Origin of the sequence: Nostoc sp. (assembly GCF_036916985.1) — a bacterium.
Classification (GTDB): Bacteria; Cyanobacteriota; Cyanobacteriia; order Cyanobacteriales; family Nostocaceae; genus Nostoc.
In genome coordinates, this window is the sequence record NZ_JBALFD010000012.1 from 166,527 (window position 1) to 184,711 (window position 18,185).

Genomic DNA, 18,185 nt, shown 5'->3' on the forward strand with positions numbered 1-18,185 from the left:
AATGAGTAGTTGTAAGTAAGTTTTATCAAGTAGCGCCATTAAAAATTTCCCTGAAAGTTTTTACAGGGAAGCAAAAAATTCTCTATACAGGGATCTGAACACTCAAAAGTAATTCCCTGAGTGACAGTTGATTATATGCCGTCAAATGTATCAAATATCACTTTATTCACCATTTGCCGAAATATTGAGATTTTAACCAAAGGAAAGTGACGATAAATGTTATAATTGATAATCCAAATTGACGATTGACTACAATTTACTCCCCGTGTGCATCTACGCACTTTTTGGCGATCGCTGCCTCTTTAATTAAATCCAAGAGTTGAACCACATTCGGAGCTTATAACCATCAGGGGAGAGGGGTAAACCCAAATAAATAGGCATCCAGAAAATAAAAGCAGCCAGAATAATAAAAGTAATGGTGACACCTAGCACTCGGAGTTGTTGATAATAGCTGCGAAGACACTGATCGACAAACCAAGCGATCGCTAAAAATACAAACACCACTGCACACATATAGTGGTAGATAAAAGCGCACCTCGTCACCCTCACCCAAGGTAATAAGTTAGCGGCATAATTGATAACTATATACAAGGCAATCCAAGTATCAACACTAAGAGTTGTAGGCACAGAAAAACGCTTTTCCTTCACCCAAGGAATTACGCTTTGTAACACCAGCATTCCTACTAAAAACAACATAGCAGCAATACCAAACCACCATAAAAATGGATTACCCATTGCATGGACATCATAAATAACTTGTCCAGCACCAGCAGGCAAAGGTGGCCCCATTACAGGTAATGGTTCGGTGATACTTTCTGCCGTTTGATAATAATATGCCATTGGCCGAGTCATCAAAGGCCATTTATACCAAGCAGCACAGTAAGGATGCACATCTGAACTATTACCACCTAAATGCAAATGAAATTTCAAAATCTGCTGATGTACTGCAATAAATCCATAAGTTTTATCTAGTTGAAGGTGGGGAATCCAGATGATGCTATATATAAAAGCTGGAATTATTCCTAGATAAAATAACATCTGGAAAATATTTAGCTGAGTCAAGTTTTGTAGTGGTGACTCAGATGGTAGAGATGGTGAAAATGGTGGAGAATAAGTACTAACTCCTGAATTATGGCTCCTGTTAGCGGTAGCGGGGCGTTTAGCCCATTCTGACTCCTGAATTCTGCCTCCTGGCTCCTGGCTCCTGGCTCCTGCATCCTCCAATGAGGGGGATGTAAACAAGAGTTTGGGGTTAGAAAAAGAATGTATTAAATGAATTATCCAAGCTGCTATCCAAACAAGATAAGCACCTGACAGGAACCATAAACCATTCCATTTAGTACCGACTGATGCACCAAAAGCAATGCCAGCAAAAACTAACCACAAAGAACGCCGCCGATTTTGGTTATCTAATGCCAACAATAAAAACCAATGACCTAATAAACCAAAGATGACGATATAAATATTACTTAAAGCATAGCGAGATTCAACTAGAAAGATGCCATCACAAGCTGTAAACAATCCTGCAATTATTGCAAAGGTACGGCGATAACTTAATTGATAAGCGATCGCACCAACAACTACAGGAATAAATGAGCCTGTGAGGGCATTTAACCACCGATAAGTCCAAGGCGATCGCAATGAACCTGTCAATCCGTTTACGGTATCGTGCCAAAAAGGAATGTGACTACCAATCCAAATGCCGATACCAATAATATATTGACTCAGTGGCGGATGAGCATTAAAAAATGGTGTCCGCGTGAGATAATCATTACCGAATTTAGCAAAGTAAACTTCATCAAATACCAGAGTGTTAAATCGCTCCAGTCCCCAAAACCGTAAAGCAAGTGAGAGAAGAAATACACTCACCATCCCAATTCGGAACCATTTTTTAGTCATTAGTCATTTGTCATTTGTCATTTGTCATTGGGCATTGGGCATTGGTTATTCCCCCTCTATTTTTACAGGTGTATTTAGTTTGAACAGGAGTAGTTTAATACCGTAATACTTGTTTGTCTGTCCCACTGGTTTCATACCCAATCGTTCGGTTACACGGATTGAAGCATGATTTTCTGGCTTCACTACAGCATAAATCACTGGCAAGTTCAAAACACTAAATCCGTAGTTGAGCATAGCTTGTCCTGCTTCTGTTGCATAGCCTTTACCCCAAGAAGCTCGCCTCAAGTGCCAGCCTACCTCATAATCTTGAGTGGGTAAACCATCTTTGTCGGGCAATTGTTTAAGAAGGATAGTTCCCACAATTGTTGTAGTTTCCTTTTCGACAATTGCCCAAGAACCAGTACCATTGTTGCGTTGGTGCATTCGCTCGATACCTTCAATCAAGCGCTGACGTTGTGACTCAATGCTTGTGACGTGAGAAGATTTACCGAGAAAGTGTGTAACTTCAGGATCGCTGTAAATTGCAAATGCTTGTTCGGCATCGCGTTCGGGTATCCAACTGCGAATAATCAAGCGTTCGGTTTCCAAAAGATTTGTCATCTGGCTTATTAGGGCATTTTTGACGTTCTCGTGTTAGCGGTCTCTAACTGACATACATTACTCAAATTACGAATTATTAGTACCCTCGACTTTGGCCACTTCTAGCATTGTCTTTAAAACTGAATCTGGATTCAGACTAATTGAGTCAATTCCTTGTTCAACCAAAAACTGGGCAAATTCTGGATAGTCGCTGGGTGCTTGTCCACAAATACCGATTTTGCGGTTATGTTTTTTCGCAGCTTTTATAGCCATTCTCACCATTTCCTTGACTGCTGGACTGCGTTCATCAAACAATCTCGCTACCAACGCCGAATCTCTGTCTATCCCCAATGTCAGCTGAGTTAAATCATTAGAACCAATCGAGAAGCCATCAAATACGTCAGCAAATTCCTCAGCCAGAATAACATTACTGGGCAACTCACACATCACATAAACTTGCAAGCCGTTAACATCTTGCTTTAAACCATTTTTTGCCATCTCTGCCAAAACCAAACGCCCCTCATCGGGAGTGCGACAAAAGGGGATCATCGGAATAACATTTGTCAAACCCATTTCTTCCCGCACCCGTTTGATAGCATGACACTCTAGGGCAAAAGCTTCTCTGTAGCCTTCATCGTAGTAACGCGCTGCACCTCGCCAACCCAGCATGGGATTTTCTTCATTGGGTTCAAACTGTCGTCCACCTAACAAGTTGGCATATTCATTACTTTTGAAATCGGATGTTCTGACAATCACAGGTTTGGGATAAAATGCTGCCGCAATTCTACCTATACCTTGGGCTAATTTATCGACAAAATATTGAGTTTTATCGTCATAAAGTGAGGTAATGTTAGCAATTTTAGCTTTCACAAATTCATCTTTTAACAATTCATAATGAATCAACGCCATTGGATGAATTTGAATTTGGTTAGCGATGATAAATTCTGTCCGCGCTAAACCTACGCCATCGTTAGGAATTGCCGATAAACTTAATGCTTCTTGGGGATTACCCACATTCATTAAAATTTGAGTATGGGTACGCGGTAAGTTCTCTAAAGGAACTTCTTCAACTTCAAAAGGTAATAAGCCTGCATAAACTTTTCCTTCTTCCCCTTCAGCGCAAGAAATTGTTACCTCTTGACCAGGTTTTAAGATTTCTGTCGCATTACCGCATCCCACGATCGCAGGTACACCCAATTCTCGCGCAATAATTGCGGCGTGACACGTTCTGCCCCCAGAATTGGTGACAATTGCACTGGCGCGTTTCATAATTGGTTCCCAATCGGGGTCAGTTCTCTCTGTCACCAAAACTTCCCCAACTTGGAACTGGTCGAGTTTCTGAACATCTAAAATTAGGCGTGCTTTCCCTTGACTAATAGCTTCTCCAATCGCACTTCCCGTAACCAGGGGGATTGGAGATTGGGAATCAGATAATGAAGAGTGGGAAGATTTTTCCCCATTCCCTATTCCCCATTCCCTATTCCTTAATAACAACCGATAACTCCGCAGCACATTTCCTGTCTTCTGTGACTGGACGGTTTCGGGACGTGCTTGCACAATAAAAAGTTGGTTAGTAATGCCATCTTTTGCCCACTCGATATCCATTGGGGTGGCAATGCCGTGGACTTGGGAATAATGGTCTTCAATTAAACACGCCCAATTTGCTAGCTGTAAAATCTCTTCATCACTTAGGGCAAATTTACCTCTTTCGCTGACCGAAACTGAAACATTTTTCGTAAATTTGGAACCGTCATCATAAATCATTTTCAGTTCTTTACTGCCCAATTTTTTATCGATAATTGGACGAAAACCAGCTTTTAAAGTTGGTTTAAAAACATAATATTCATCGGGATTTACAGACCCCTGGACAACATTTTCACCTAAACCATAGGCGGCTGTAATTAGTGCTGCATCTTTAAATCCGGTTTCTGTATCAATGGAGAACATTACCCCAGAGGTTGCTAAGTCAGAACGCACCATTTTTTGTACGCCAACGGCAAGGGCAATGCTAAAGTGGTCAAATCCCTTGGCGTGACGATAAGAAATAGCGCGATCAGTAAATATGGAAGCAAAACATTTATGACAAGCTGCTAAAACTCCTTCTGCACCGACAACGTTGAGGTAAGTTTCCTGCTGTCCAGCAAAACTAGCGTCGGGGAGGTCTTCAGCGGTGGCACTGGAACGGACTGCCACATCTGTTTCTGTATGGTATTGTTCACAGAGGCGATGGTATGCTGTGGCGATCGCCTCTCGCAATTCTACCGGAAATGGCGTGTGGATTAATAGCGATCGCGCTTTTTTTCCCCGTTCTCGCAAATTTTTGACATCCTCAACATCTAAATCTGCAAAGAGTTTGCGTAGCTTTGCTTCTAATCCTGCTGATTGAATGAAGTAACGATAAGCGTAAGCAGTAGTGGCGAATCCAGTAGGAACGTTAATGCCTTTGGGGGTTAGCTGTTGAATCATTTCCCCCAGTGAGGCATTTTTACCACCAACTAGAGGGATGTCAGCAATACCAACTTCATCAAACCACAAGATGAGCGATCGCTCTTGGGCAGATAGAGATAAAGTACTTGTAGATACTGTAGCCATAAATATTACCTTTTAAGTTTATACTCAACTTGTAAGTGCATAACTCGTACTATATTTTTCCCATATTAAATTTTAGATTTTTGATTCTGTCGCGTGGTTTGATATTTAGCAATGAAATGCAAGGCTATAAGCAATAAAAATTAACAATTTTCAGTTTAATAACTTTGTCAAAATACCGGATGTAATAGACGATGGCACAACTAGAACAAATCCTGAAAATGGCAGAAGATGAGCTAACTGAGTACAGTACTAATGCCCGAAAAATGGAAAAACTACGTCGTAAAATAGATTTAACAGTGTCGGTAACAGAACAGCAACAAGTCAAAGAGGCATTACTCGCTACTATGAAATCTAATCTAATTACCCAAGTTGTGGAAGAACAAAGACAAGCAGTAGCTTTACCATTTTGGGGAATTGCTGGATTGGGTTTGTTATTAGGAATTTCTTTAAATCAACCCATCTGTTTATTAGCGTCTATAGTTGGGACTGTATTAGCTTATAGAATTCAGAAATGGGGTTGGAAATTGCAGGCAAATCGTTTATTATTACAAACTTTGGAAGATATTGAAACGCGTATTGCCCAACCCATTAAGTAATAAACTCGATGCACTTTACAGATAAACCATCCAGGCATATCTGTATTTTAATATACTCAGGTCTGCCTCGTTCCCAGTCTCCGACTGGGAATACTCGTCGTTGAGGCTCCGGCTCCGCCTCCCTTACTGGCGGCAGAGCCACCAGGAGCAGCATTTCCAGCCGGAGGCTGGAAACGAGGTTTTAAGTAACAAACTAGATGCACTTTACAGATAAACCATCCAGGTATATCTGTATTTTAATATACCCATAATTTACTAGCTACTTGATTTCCACCTCGTAATCATTTAACAATTCCTTTGGGATCACCATAGCAAAAAAATTAGATATTGGATTGATGGCAAGCGCCACAGAGTTTAGAACGCTTAATTTTCAGTCACACTGAGTAAATCGTTACAAATAAAGTGAACTTTGCAAGTAATCAAAAATACTTGATGCAGAATTATCAGCCCCTTTCCACAGAGGCGGGAAAAAAGATAATCAATATAGTTATGTTTATTTATACCCACTTATATAAATACCTCTAAAGATAGATGTATATTTTTTTACTAATTAAATAATACTCTAAGAACGGGTAAGTAACTGTTGAATAACTGTTTTAAAACATGAAACAATGAGGAGATAGCTCAGACGGTAAAGAAAAAAGCAGATAGATAATTAGCGACATGAAGCAATCTAAAAGCACGAGAAAGCGGGGACTTGTCCTAACGATCGCTGGGTTGAAGCGTTTACAAGCGGCGATTCTGACCATAGAAAAGGTACAAAACAATGGGCATCGCTTCACTCTAGAAGATTTAGGCGATCGCATGAATCTTTCTACCAAAACTCTAAACCGATTATGGTCGTTGAATACAGGCGTAGATCAAAAAACCCTGAAATTGTGTTTTAGTGCCTTTAACCTAGAGTTACACAGGGAAGACTATGCGATCGTCAGAGAACCAAATCATACCGAAAGCTATCAAGCTTTTTCACGGGGATTGGATACATTAGATACAAAAGAAAACCAGATATCCCAGTTTTTATCCTTAGACACTTTTGCTACTCAGCACCACGATCAACTAGAAAATCTTTGGTCATACCCAGATGGTCCCGTAGTTCTAGATTCCCCGTTCTATGTTGAACGTCCCCCCATTGAGGAACTAGTTTATCGAGAAGTAATTCAACCTGGCTGTGTGATTCGGATTCGAGCGCCAAGAGAGATGGGTAAAAGTTCTCTTGTGCTACGGTTGTTAGCCTTTGCTCAGATGCAAGGTTACCGCCCGGTAAAGGTCAATTGCAACCAAATAGATTCCAGCTGTCTGACAAACTTAAACAAGCTTTTGCGTTCTCTGTGCTGGCAAATTGCCACAGAATTGGGCATTGATCCGAAGCTAGATGACAAATGGGATGAGGAAATAGGCTGTAAGTTGAGTTGCAGTTTATATTTGCAATCTTATTTGCTCAAGCAGAGTCAAAGCCCAGTGGTTCTAGTATTAAATGAGGTTGATCGCTTTTTTGAATATCCTGAAATTGCTCAGGAGTTCTTTGGTTTTTTGCGCTCTTGGTATGAAGAAGCACGACAAGATAACAACTTGCAGAAACTAAGGCTAGTGGTAGTTTATTCCACAGAAGTATATGTTTCTCTGGATATCAACCGCTCTCCATTTAATATTGGACTACCGATCCATCTACCAGAATTTACTAGGCAGCAAGTAAAATATTTAGCCCAAAGGCACGGACTAGATTGGAACTCTAATAAGGAAGTTACTCAACTGATGTCTCTGGTTGGGGGACATCCCGCACTGATTCGGATTGCTCTGTATTATCTATGCTGTCAAGGAATCACCTTAGAAGAACTGATACAGGAGGCGATCGCTAATGGCGGTATCTATCGTTATCATTTATGGCGACACTGGGCAATCTTACAAGAAAATCCCAGTTTGGTAAAGGCATATATTGAGGTTGTGAACACAAAGCAAAGTATTTCTCTGAACCCCATTGACGCTCATAAGCTCGAAAGCTTAGGGTTGATTGCTTATGAAGGCGATCGCATCCTACCACGTTGCGAACTCTACCGTGCCTACTTTAAAAAACAACTAGGCGTTGCTGAGTTTGAATATCAATCATTACAAAAACGTGCTTGAGAAACTATCAGATATTCTTTCTCTCGCACCTCCCTCACCCCTTACCTACGGGACGCTAAAAGTAGTAAGCTACGCACTATCGTACAGAAGTGAAAGAGAAGTTCGAGTGGTGGTTTCCTCCGCTCAGACTTCTCTTGAATATGAGTTATTGAGATGATATCTGAAAAGTATTCAGCAAGCCCTAATTAATTTTCCGTATCACCCTCTCGTACAGAATTCATACTGTTAGCGGATAGCTAAAGTTTAGCCCATTCTGACCGGAGGCGGAGCGTCTCCGGCTCCGCTATTGAGTTCTGAATTCTTCTTATAAACAATTAGCTAGCTGACCAATAAAGCTGATAATCCTCGATATAAAATGTTCCATTATTACAAGACATTTTAAACAAGAAGTAATAATCTCCTGGCTCCCAAATACTAAATTCTTGTTCTTGTTCTTGAACATTGGCTATCGAACTACTGTTAGGGATGCTCATGCTGGCAGTTTGTATTCCATTATGCGCTCTCATCAGAAAAACTTCCAACATACAAAAACCCTGTAAATCAGCCAAATAACGAATTTTAAAACGGATTTTTCCACCATTCCGTAAGGTCTTTTGAATAGAAAAATTTTCGGTTTGAATGGGATTGCCAGACAGATTTATGCCTTTACCTTGTGTTAATATATAGTTTCGCCTTTGATTAAACGAACTCATGATTTTTTATCCTATAAAAGAATAAATTTGATTCAAATAATTGCATTTTTGACAAAGATTTGTTACCGTCACGTTTGTATTTTCTCGCCATCAGTAAGAAAATGCAATGACAGATAAGACAGTTAAGAAGACAGTTAATGTCGTCTCGCTATCTTGCGGGATGGAGTTTCCCGTCGCTTTCAATAAATTATCCTATCTTGTGGGGTGGACATCTTATCCGCCCTTCGCTACGCTCGTGTCGCTTACCCCATAAGCAGTAATTGAGTATTTTTTATTTGGAAGTCCCTAAGAACGTCTACACAACCTATAAAAACAAAGATTGAACAGTCAGATCCTTAAGGGTGATGGTGAAGTTACGCTGCTCTGCTGTTGCAATGAATGAGATAATTGCTTCACAAGCCACAGCAACGGTTAATATCACCAGGTTTCGTGCTAAGGGATAATCACAGACATCATCATTCACCTCAGAAGGAACGCGATAAATGTCATTCCAAATCACTTCTGCATAATCAGTTGATAGTCCAGTATGAAGACAGGGAATGCCTTTTTGATCGGCATAATCTTTCACTGCTTGACGTGCCAAGCTGTTGTCAAAGACATCAATAATTAGCTGGCTATTTTGGAGTAACTGAGTTGTATTTGTTGATGTCAACTCCTTTGTTTTGGCATCAACTTTAGTACCAATTGCTCGATATAAATTGTTCGCCAATATTTTCGCCTTAAATGCTCCCACATCAGAACGGTAGTAAGGCTGAGTCGAAAGATTGCGCTCCTCAATGCGATCGCGATCAATCACTGTCAGTTTATCAAAACCAGACCGAGCTAAGTTTTCAGCAATGTTAGCTCCTAATGCCCCCGCCCCGCAAATTGTGATCGGATAATTTTTCAGCTTTGCCATCACAGCATTGCTGCGGTAAAGCTGTTCGTGAAAAAAGATACTCATAATAATTCGTAATTCGTAATTAATTAGTTCGATTGTTCTCACTATTCTTGTTGTTCCATCACACCTACTAAGGATTGCAAATCAAAATCGCGATCGCGTCCACTTAGACAAATGCCAGAACTGACAACAGTCAAGTCTGTTTTGGCGATCGCACTACTATGGCGAACACCATCAGCCGTTGTCCAATCGACTGTCCAGTAATCGCCGCGATCGTGGAACTGCTTTAATTCACCGCCGCCGATCTGCAATGCTTTTCTCAGTCGTTTTTCATCCTGTTGGGGTTGACTAAAACCCTCAATGCGCTGAGTTGCTAATTCATACACTGTGCGGATTTCTGGAGTGATGCCCTTAAACTGTAATTCCTCAGCCGGAGTGAGTTGCTTGAGGGCAGATTGCAGAGTTTCAGAAATTGCCGGATCGGTACGGCGATCTACTTCCTCGAACCAGCATGACTGCCCATTCCAGCGGACAATAATTTGCTCAAATGTAACACCCTCGGTTACTAGATGCACTGCAATCGGCTTAACTACCTTTAACCGTTGACGCATATCTGCTTCATTCACAGGGTATGCCAACCAAGTTTGTCCCGGCAGTGAGTGTACTAACCGCAGTCGTATTTGGGGAAAGTGTTGCAGATATTCTGCAATCTGGGGTAAGTCTGCTTCTTCCACCACCTTTGCTGTCTTCTGATCCACAGCCTGAAATATTCCCCAACCCTCAAATTTACTAGGCTTTGGCGTAAAGGTGCAGATCATCCCGGCTACTCGTGTGCGAACTCGTCCACCCTTGACACAGGGCGCAAGAAATTGGGTGTTATATAACTCTGCTTCTGCGATCGCAATTTGGTTGATTAGCTTAAATATGTTAGTCATAACTAATACCAATTTTAAAAAATAAGGCTGCCAATACAACCCTAGAAACCGTTATGAAATTTCACTTTCTTAATTACGAATTAATATAATCCTGCGTGCAAGTTGCTGGAGCATTGCGTGTTCTCAGTTACTAGAGGGACTCCGCTGGTGAGTTGTTACACACTCTTTAAAAGATGGCTACTTTTAAGCCAACTTCCCAGATTCTTTGTACTCCCCGTTCACACACGCCCACTGTAATTGACAGTGTACCGTTCCTCTCGTACTAGTATGTAGGCTCCAAGAGTTGGGGCACGCAGGATATTACTATAATACAATATACTACACAAAATTGGAAGATATGAAAAGATATATTTTGGAGTAGAGCGCGATCGCATTTTCCATTAGACATCTCCAGAAATTAAATATGCGTTACCCAGAACCCTTGTAAAGACGTAGCACTGCTACGTCTTTACATTCTTTTTCGGAGATGTCTATTGAACCAGACTTGATTTGCTCGTACTCTTTAGAATTCTGATAATGTATAAATTAAGCTATCCTAAATCTAGCTATTCCAAGTGCTTTTTTCTCACTTGTGAGAAATCCGGGTAAGGGACTTCCAAATAAAAAATATCCAACTATTTAGTTTTGAATTTTGAATTGTTAATGTGGGGTTGGCGTCTCGCCCGCCCAGTAACTAAAGGCGCTCATGTTGCCCACCCCACAAGATTGGATAATTTATTTCTTGGAAGTCCTTAACCATTGACTGAGTTGTGTCACAAGCCATTAATACCGTCGTCGGATTATCTGCCGTCCGCCAAATGGCTGCCGACGTTGGATTATTTGCCGTTGTCTCAACTGCTGGCGTCGGATTATCTGCCGTCCGCCAAAGGACTGCCTTCGTCGGATTATCTGCCGTCTGCCGAAGGGTTGCCGGCGTTGAATTATTTGCCGTCGTCGGATTCTTTGGTATCGTCCTTCTCGCCATTGAGCAATCAAAAACTCTCTGGTTTTATTTCCAACCAGGTTAGCATCTGGTGCAACGCTCTGTTCATTCAGAGCATTACTTTGAGAAATATTTTTTGCTTCAGCTAATGAGGGCGGAGACACAAAGGCAAATAGCAACACTGCTATTGAGGATAGCTTCCTGAAACCTTTCATGTTTTTGCTTCTCTAAACTTCGGTAATAACTTTATTAAAACACTTTCAAGTCTGAAAGTTCTCACTTACACGCTTTTTTTAAACTGAATTTGGTATGAGATTATAATACGCAATTTCATCCTTATGAAGAATTGCAAGTTTTTTAAAATTGTGTATGAAAACATTAATTATTTAGCAGAATGTAATTTTTTCTACATCTATTATTAAGTGAATAGGCTACATTTATTTTATTAAAAAATGGGGCGCAAATCCTTATTCAGCAATGATTAAGATACTCTCTTATTATTTACTAAAGTCTTAGATCGGACTTCTCTCCACCCCACAAGATGTATCAAAACTGTAGGTAAATGATAACTACTAAAGATTTTTAGTATAAACTGTAAATAATAAGCTATTACCTGGTTGTTAGATCCAACCAAACCAACTCAAATAAACCCTAAATATTTCGAGACACGATATGCGATCAAAATACCTACAATTCCCCCGATAACACTCCATAGGATCGAGGTAATCGATAGCAAACTTCCACCCCATAATATCGGGATATAACTGCCAATAGTAGTTCCTAAAAACATACCAATTCCGATCAGTAATTTATTCATTTGGAAAAAGCCTCAAAAATGGTTGAAATAAGTGGCTATGAATGTCCAAAATTTAGCTTTCAAAGAAAAATTCCGTACTTCTACCTTGCTCAACTTTTGAGTCACTGGCAAGGGTAAAATTAAGTAGTTAAGCGATCGCTAATTGTTCAACTCTGGACAAAATCACGCCAAAGACTCAATACACTAAGGTTTTCCAAAATTAGTGAGATTTATTTATACTGCGAATTACCAGCCAAGCTCCTCCAGAGGAGATAAATAACAATGGTGTTAACCAATCACCCCAACGCACATATAAAGTTTGTGTCTGTCGCCGATAAATTGTTTCAGCATGAGTTTCGTAGGTATTATATCCAGATATCCACAAGGTTCTACCATGAGGATCTACAAAAGCTGAATATCCGGTATTAGTTGCCCGTGCTGACCAGCGATCGGTTTCAATAGCCCGCATGATATCCTGTGCATGATGCTGGAATGGCATCGATGCAGTGTAATGAGCATCGTTAGAAGAACTGAGGATAAATTGCCCACCCGCCGCCGCTTGACGGCGAAATTGTTCAGGAAAAGCAGATTCGTAACATATACTAGCGATCGCACGACCAAATGGAGTGTCAAATATCTGATTTGCTGAACCAGCAACTTGATGTGCATCCAAAGGCGACAAGCGTTGAACTAGTCCACCTAAAATCCCTTCAAAGGGAATATATTCTCCCAGAGGTACTAGTTTGGCTTTATCGTAGCGGCTGACAATTTCACCTTTGCTATTGAAAGTAAACAAGCTAATTGTATAACTATCTCCTCGTTCACCAAAAGCCCCAATCCAAGCAACTACGCCTTTTTCCTTTACAGCTGCGACTAAGGCAGTTCCCAACAAGTCACGCTGGAAAATAGGTAAGGCTCCTTCTGGGGTGAGAACTGCATCTACATCTTGATTTGCTAAAGTTAGATACCCATTAGTGTAATTTTCTTGAGCGCGACGAAACCCTTCAGAACTTCGTAAAAGTCGATTCGGGATATTACCTTGAACAATCCCCACTTTCAAGGCTGCTTCTGGTGGTTGGGCAATGGGACGACTGTATAAGATAAAACCTATGAGGTGTAAGCTAATTAATAGTCCTGTGGCGGTAACTAAGTATTTATTAACGAACCACAGAGGCGCAAAGAACACAGAGGAAATTCTCTCTACGCTCTTTGCGTCTTGGCGGTTCGTCCATCCTTCAGCAATTAACCCATTAACAGCCACAATCGCCGCTGTCACAGTATTAGGTCCAGAGAGTTGCCCCAGATGTACAATTACGAGATTGTGCGGACTCTGCGTGTAAGCGAGGGAACTCCACCAAAGAGGCCCCGCACTCCACAGACTTTCTAAACCGCACCATACGGCTGTACCAATAAGTATACGTAGCCAGGGTTTTTGTCCGCCCAGGCGAACCATCACAGCCGCCCAAATAGCAACGAATACCCCTCCCAAGACACTGATAAATCCCCAACAGAAAAGAGTGATTGCCAAACTCGGCAACCACGGAACGCCCAACCAAGTCATGGGATGAATTCCCGTAATCCAAAATAGGGCGACACCGTGAAAACCAATACCCCAGAGGAAAGCCGGGGGAGCAGAGGGGGATTGGTTTTTGCGTTTGGCTGAAGTAACAACTAGTACCCATAAAGGGACTAGGGCAATCCAAGCCAAGAACCATGCACCCACTGGAGCGACGGTTATTCCCATTAAAATCCCACTGGCTAAGGCAATTAAGTAAGGGAGTAAGGCGGTTAACCTCTCCCCCTGCCTCCCCTGCCTCTCTGGCTCTCCCTGCTTTCTACTCTGCTTCTTCTGCATCGCCAGCATCAGGTGGAACTATTGCCACTCCGGTAATGGCATCATCTTCATCTAAACGCTGCACTCTTACTCCAGTCGCCGATCGCGATTGGATCGAAATCGCATTCACCGCTTGCCGGATGATAATACCGCGATTTGTCACCATCATGATTTCATCATCATCATTGTTGACAATGCGTAGGGTTGCCAACTTATCTTTGGTTTTGCGGTTTTTGAACTTGGTTGCCATTAAACCCTGACCAGCACGATTTTGTAGTCGGAACTGGGCAACTGGTACGCGCTTACCATATCCTCCCATTGTAATTACCAACACCCAAGGGCCAACAACGCCACTGCTAGGCACTTCTGCGGACTCTTCATTAGTTTCGGTAATTTCGATATCTTCTGTTTCGATTGTTTCGATATCTTCAATTTCGGCTTCTGTAACATCCAAAGTTTCAAGAATTGCTGCGGGCAGAATATCCATACCCACCAGTTCATCTTTATTTTTGAGTTTCATGGCTTTTACTCCACGAGTCGCCCGACTTAAAGGACGCAGTTGTTCGTGGTTGCACCGGAAGTTAATCGCCATTCCATTACGAGAACCAATGATTACACTATCCTCAACTTTGGCGCGTCGCACCCAGCGGAGTTGGTCGCCTTCTTCTAAGGAAATAGCAATCAAGCCATTGGCGCGAATGTGACTAAAGGCTGTCAATTCGGTTTTCTTGATATTCCCACCCTTGGTAAGCATGACCAAGTATTCTTCGTTGCTAAACTCGTCAACCGGTACAATTGAGGTAATTTTTTCCTCTTTGGGAATCGGTAGCATTTGGACGATTGGTGTCCCGCGACTGGTACGCGAACTCGCTGGAATTTGATAAGCTCTTAAGCAGTAAACGACACCACGCTCACTAAAGAATAAAATACTGTCGTGATCGCAGCAAGTTAAAAAATGCTCAATTGTATCATCATCTTTGACCTTGGCTGCGGCTTTACCTCTGGTAGCACGGCTTTGCGCCTCAAAGGTATTGACTGGCATCCGTTTGATGTAGCCTTGCTCTGTCACTAAAATGATCGCTTTTTCATTGGCAATGAGGTCGCGATCGTCTAATTCGCCTTCCCCTGGTAAAATTACTGTGCGCCGAGGTGTAGCAAAACTAGTTTTGAGTTGCCCAACTTCAGTTTCAATGATTTCTAGCACTCTCTCGCGCCGGGCCAAAATATCCTGCAAGTCGGTAATCTTCGCTTGCAATTCATCGTGTTCCAGACGGATTTTGTCTGCTTCTAAGGCAGTCAAGCGCCGCAGTTGCATTTGCAAAATCGCATCTGCTTGCACTTCTGAGAGTCCGTAAGTTGTAATTAACTCGCCTTTAGCTGTGGGTGCATCGGGCGCATGGCGAATCAAGACAATAATTGGATCTAACTGAGCCAGGGCAATTAATAACCCTTGCAGGAGATGGTCGCGTTCCTCGGCTTTTCGCAATTCGTAACGAGTGCGTCTGGCAATGGATTCAATACGGAAATCCAAGAATACGCTTAAAAACTGCTTGAGGGTGAGTACTTGGGGTTCGCTATTCACCAACGCCAGCATATTTGCGCCGAAGTTGGCTTGCAGTGGCGTTTGCTTGTAGAGGTTGTTCAGAACGACGCGGGGATAAGCATCACGTTTGAGTTCGATGACAATTCGCATCCCGTCGCGATCGCTTTCATCCCTTATATCTGCGATGCCCTCTAGCCGCTTCTCGTTCACCATTTCGGCGATTTTTTCAATCAGCGCCGCTTTGTTGGTTTGATAGGGCAACTCGGTAATGATAATTGCTTCTCTATCTGGCCGTCCCCGTTGTTCAACGGTTTCAATATTAGCGACACCACGCATGGTAATAGAACCACGCCCGGTAGTGTAAGCTTCGCGAATGGCAGATGTTCCTAAAATCTGCGCCCCAGTTGGAAAATCTGGGCCGTGGACATACTGCATTAATTCGAGATCGGTGATTTCTGGATTGTGGATTACAGCCACTAAAGCATCAATCAATTCACCCAAATTGTGCGGCGGAATGTTGGTGGCCATACCCACGGCAATCCCAGAGGAACCGTTGAGCAATAACTGGGGAATCCGTGCTGGTAAAACTGTGGGTTCTTGTTGGGAACCGTCGAAGTTATCGGCAAAGTCTACAGTTTCTAATTCGATGTCGTGGAGTAGACCAGCACTAGTTAAAGCTTGCAAACGGCATTCTGTGTACCGCATGGCCGCTGGCGGGTCGTTATCTACCGAACCAAAGTTACCATGCCCGTTTACTAGGGGCGATCGCATGGAAAAATCCTGTGCCATCCGCACCAAGGCATCATATACTGCCGTGTCGCCGTGGGGATGATATTTACCTAATACTTCCCCTACCACACGGGCGCATTTCTTAAAGGGGCGATCGTGGAGCAGACCTAGCTCGTGCATTGCGTAGAGAATGCGGCGATGCACAGGTTTTAGACCATCCCTGGCATCTGGCAGCGCCCGACCCACTATCACGCTCATGGCGTATTCCAGATAAGACTGCGACATTTCGTTTCGCAAGTCTGTCGGGATAATCCTCTCCTGTGAGGTTGTCATAACCTAAAAATCTCCAAAAATCGTAGATTTTAGCTTTTTTACTCAACAAAGCGCAAAATTATTCTAAATTGCTCTTGAATAATTGCTATATTTTGATACAATTTTAGCATATATTGCTTTTTATTGCCTGGACAGCTAACTTAAGTGTCCAGCAAAGACTTAGTATAATTAATTACAACTGAAAAGTTATTTGTTTAGTTAGCAAAAGCAGTGAATTAAAAGCTTACTTAGTGCAAATTTACTTAATATAATATCAGGTTTCTCTACTATTTAGTCAGACACAGCAAAGTATGTATAGGATAGTGTCTGCAATCTCCTCAAAAACCATTCACAAAAATGTAGAGAAGCCTGATGTAATCTGGGAAATTTTTCTAGGAATAGGCATTACTTTCATCATGCCGAAAGATTTAGCAGAAAACTTATATACAGTGAAGAAAAAGAAGTCTATTTAATGATTGATGCAGATGAAGTGATGATTTTCCTAGAAAAAATTCTGGTTGCTCTATCAGGTACTAGGCAAATCTCCTTCAGGTAAGGCATTATCTATATTGAGTACCCAAGGTATACCTTTGTCAACTGGAGAACTAACAGTGATTTTAGCTCTATTGGCAAACTGTTTTAAGTGAGCGGCAAATTGGGGAACAGTTTTCATGATCTGACGATAGCTTTTCATATTATTACAAATCACGATCAACGTCAAAACACCACTATTGATTTGGAAATACCAATGACAACTCGATAACAAAATCCTTGTCATGCGATCGCACGCTAAGAAAAAGCTTTTTTTAGTTGCTTCTTCAAGCTGTCTAAATAGTATTTCACTCAGCTTGATTGTTTGAGGTGAAGGCAAATCATCTGGATGCAGGCATGGTTGATTCATAATATTTTGGCAAGCTTCAAAAATAACGAAGCTGCGGTGAAGATTGGTAATTTTGATTTTTTGCAGATTGAATATTACAGAAAAATTAGGTTTGCTAGGTTATTATTTTTGGCTGACAATCCACAACAAGTCTAACCACAACTGAGGATAAGTTTGCTTGAGATTTGAGAGTGGATCGCGCATTAAGTGATTGGCATTCAAGCAAACAACTTCTATTAAACCCAAGTATTCTGCTACTTCTTTGAGTAGTTTTTTTTGTTCTACTACACCACTAATTAGTCTGTCAGGGCAATAAATACCAATGTATTTTGCATGGCGGACGCATGTTTTTATATTCACTCTTGTTAAGTTAGGGTGAGGATTGATTATCTTCACATAACATTGGCTTAACAGTTTCCATATCTGTGGATGAGTGTGTTCAATAATTACGTTAAATTGCTGTGCTAAGTCTTCTTCAGTAATCATTACTCTCTCCATTGCTTTGTTGCCATCTGTTGGATACTTTGATAAATACCTAATTGATTGTGCAAAAACTTCAAACAGCAATTATTTGCTGATGCTATCTGCATATTCACTGTAGTCAAATCGGTAATTTTTCGTCAGGGCAAAATTTACCCCGAAACACGAAATTGGTTGGTATGTTTTCTACTGTTTGTGTTACTCACCTATCAAGCATCAAAGCTGAAACTAATCTCTAAAACTGTATTAAACGCTACTTTTTACCAATTTAGTTGGTAGTAATTTCTGCTACATAAATGCTCTGTTTATCGGAATTTCGGGCTTTTGAGCCAAAAAAGCGGCTAAAAAGTAACCACCAGCAAAAATAATTTGCGCTTCGCAAGCAAATTTGCAAT

The 18,185-nt window shown here is 41.5% G+C and carries 13 protein-coding genes and 1 other annotated feature; of the genes, 2 read left to right on the forward strand and 11 right to left on the reverse strand.

The genetic code is table 11. The annotated features are described in order from the left end of the window. Positions 1 to 306: 306 nt before the first annotated feature. The 3 genes from V7L07_RS02925 to ppsA all read right to left on the reverse strand — a co-directional run bounded on the left by V7L07_RS02925 (position 307) and on the right by ppsA (position 5,070). Positions 307 to 1,899, reverse strand: coding sequence for a dolichyl-phosphate-mannose--protein mannosyltransferase (locus V7L07_RS02925; protein WP_335054887.1), 1,593 nt, complete (start codon positions 1,897 to 1,899; stop codon positions 307 to 309). A 45-nt stretch (positions 1,900 to 1,944) separates the two neighbouring features. Further along, entirely contained in the window at positions 1,945 to 2,499 is a 555-nt protein-coding gene (locus V7L07_RS02930) for a GNAT family N-acetyltransferase (protein ID WP_179066988.1), read from the reverse strand. Positions 2,500 to 2,565: 66 nt separating this feature from the next. Then, a complete protein-coding gene (ppsA, locus tag V7L07_RS02935) occupies positions 2,566 to 5,070 on the reverse strand; it encodes a phosphoenolpyruvate synthase (RefSeq protein ID WP_335054891.1) in 2,505 nt (834 codons plus the stop codon). 191 nt (positions 5,071 to 5,261) lie between these two features. Between ppsA and V7L07_RS02940 the strand changes: the two genes are divergently transcribed. Together V7L07_RS02940 and V7L07_RS02945 are read left to right on the forward strand one after the other, a co-directional pair. After that, positions 5,262 to 5,666 (forward strand): hypothetical protein, encoded by a 405-nt coding sequence (locus V7L07_RS02940; RefSeq protein WP_335054893.1) that lies wholly within the window; start codon positions 5,262 to 5,264, stop codon positions 5,664 to 5,666. Positions 5,667 to 6,329: 663 nt separating this feature from the next. After that, complete coding sequence (locus V7L07_RS02945) at positions 6,330 to 7,787, forward strand: AAA-like domain-containing protein (protein ID WP_335054895.1); 1,458 nt, start codon at positions 6,330 to 6,332, stop codon at positions 7,785 to 7,787. Positions 7,788 to 8,101: 314 nt separating this feature from the next. On the opposite strand, the gene V7L07_RS02950 is transcribed toward V7L07_RS02945, so the two are convergent. The 8 genes from V7L07_RS02950 to V7L07_RS02985 all read right to left on the reverse strand — a co-directional run bounded on the left by V7L07_RS02950 (position 8,102) and on the right by V7L07_RS02985 (position 17,796). Beyond that, positions 8,102 to 8,479 carry a hypothetical protein gene (locus V7L07_RS02950; RefSeq protein ID WP_335054897.1) on the reverse strand — a complete coding sequence of 126 codons (378 nt, stop codon included), beginning with the start codon at positions 8,477 to 8,479 and terminating at the stop codon, positions 8,102 to 8,104. Positions 8,480 to 8,783: 304 nt separating this feature from the next. Further along, positions 8,784 to 9,422, reverse strand: a complete 639-nt coding sequence (locus V7L07_RS02955; RefSeq protein ID WP_335054899.1) for a ThiF family adenylyltransferase — start codon at positions 9,420 to 9,422, stop codon at positions 8,784 to 8,786. A 41-nt stretch (positions 9,423 to 9,463) separates the two neighbouring features. Beyond that, positions 9,464 to 10,294, reverse strand: coding sequence for a hypothetical protein (locus tag V7L07_RS02960; protein ID WP_335054901.1), 831 nt, complete (start codon positions 10,292 to 10,294; stop codon positions 9,464 to 9,466). Between the two features lie 132 nt (positions 10,295 to 10,426). Beyond that, positions 10,427 to 10,509: a sequence feature (23S ribosomal RNA rRNA prediction is too short), on the reverse strand. 547 nt (positions 10,510 to 11,056) lie between these two features. After that, positions 11,057 to 11,431, reverse strand: a complete 375-nt coding sequence (locus V7L07_RS02965; RefSeq protein ID WP_335054903.1) for a hypothetical protein — start codon at positions 11,429 to 11,431, stop codon at positions 11,057 to 11,059. Positions 11,432 to 12,232: 801 nt separating this feature from the next. Further along, the gene (gene lnt, locus V7L07_RS02970) at positions 12,233 to 13,867 is read right to left on the reverse strand and encodes an apolipoprotein N-acyltransferase (protein ID WP_335054905.1); all 1,635 of its coding nucleotides are present in this window, start codon (positions 13,865 to 13,867) and stop codon (positions 12,233 to 12,235) included. Next, positions 13,848 to 16,451 carry a DNA topoisomerase (ATP-hydrolyzing) subunit A gene (gene gyrA, locus V7L07_RS02975; RefSeq protein WP_335054907.1) on the reverse strand — a complete coding sequence of 868 codons (2,604 nt, stop codon included), beginning with the start codon at positions 16,449 to 16,451 and terminating at the stop codon, positions 13,848 to 13,850. The genes lnt and gyrA overlap by 20 nt, the downstream gene beginning before the upstream one ends. A 505-nt stretch (positions 16,452 to 16,956) precedes the next feature. Then, positions 16,957 to 17,331: a hypothetical protein gene (locus V7L07_RS02980; RefSeq protein WP_335054909.1), complete on the reverse strand. Its 375-nt coding sequence runs from the start codon at positions 17,329 to 17,331 to the stop codon at positions 16,957 to 16,959. 102 nt (positions 17,332 to 17,433) lie between these two features. After that, the gene (locus tag V7L07_RS02985; RefSeq protein ID WP_335054911.1) at positions 17,434 to 17,796 is read right to left on the reverse strand and encodes a hypothetical protein; all 363 of its coding nucleotides are present in this window, start codon (positions 17,794 to 17,796) and stop codon (positions 17,434 to 17,436) included. Positions 17,797 to 18,185: the final 389 nt, after the last annotated feature.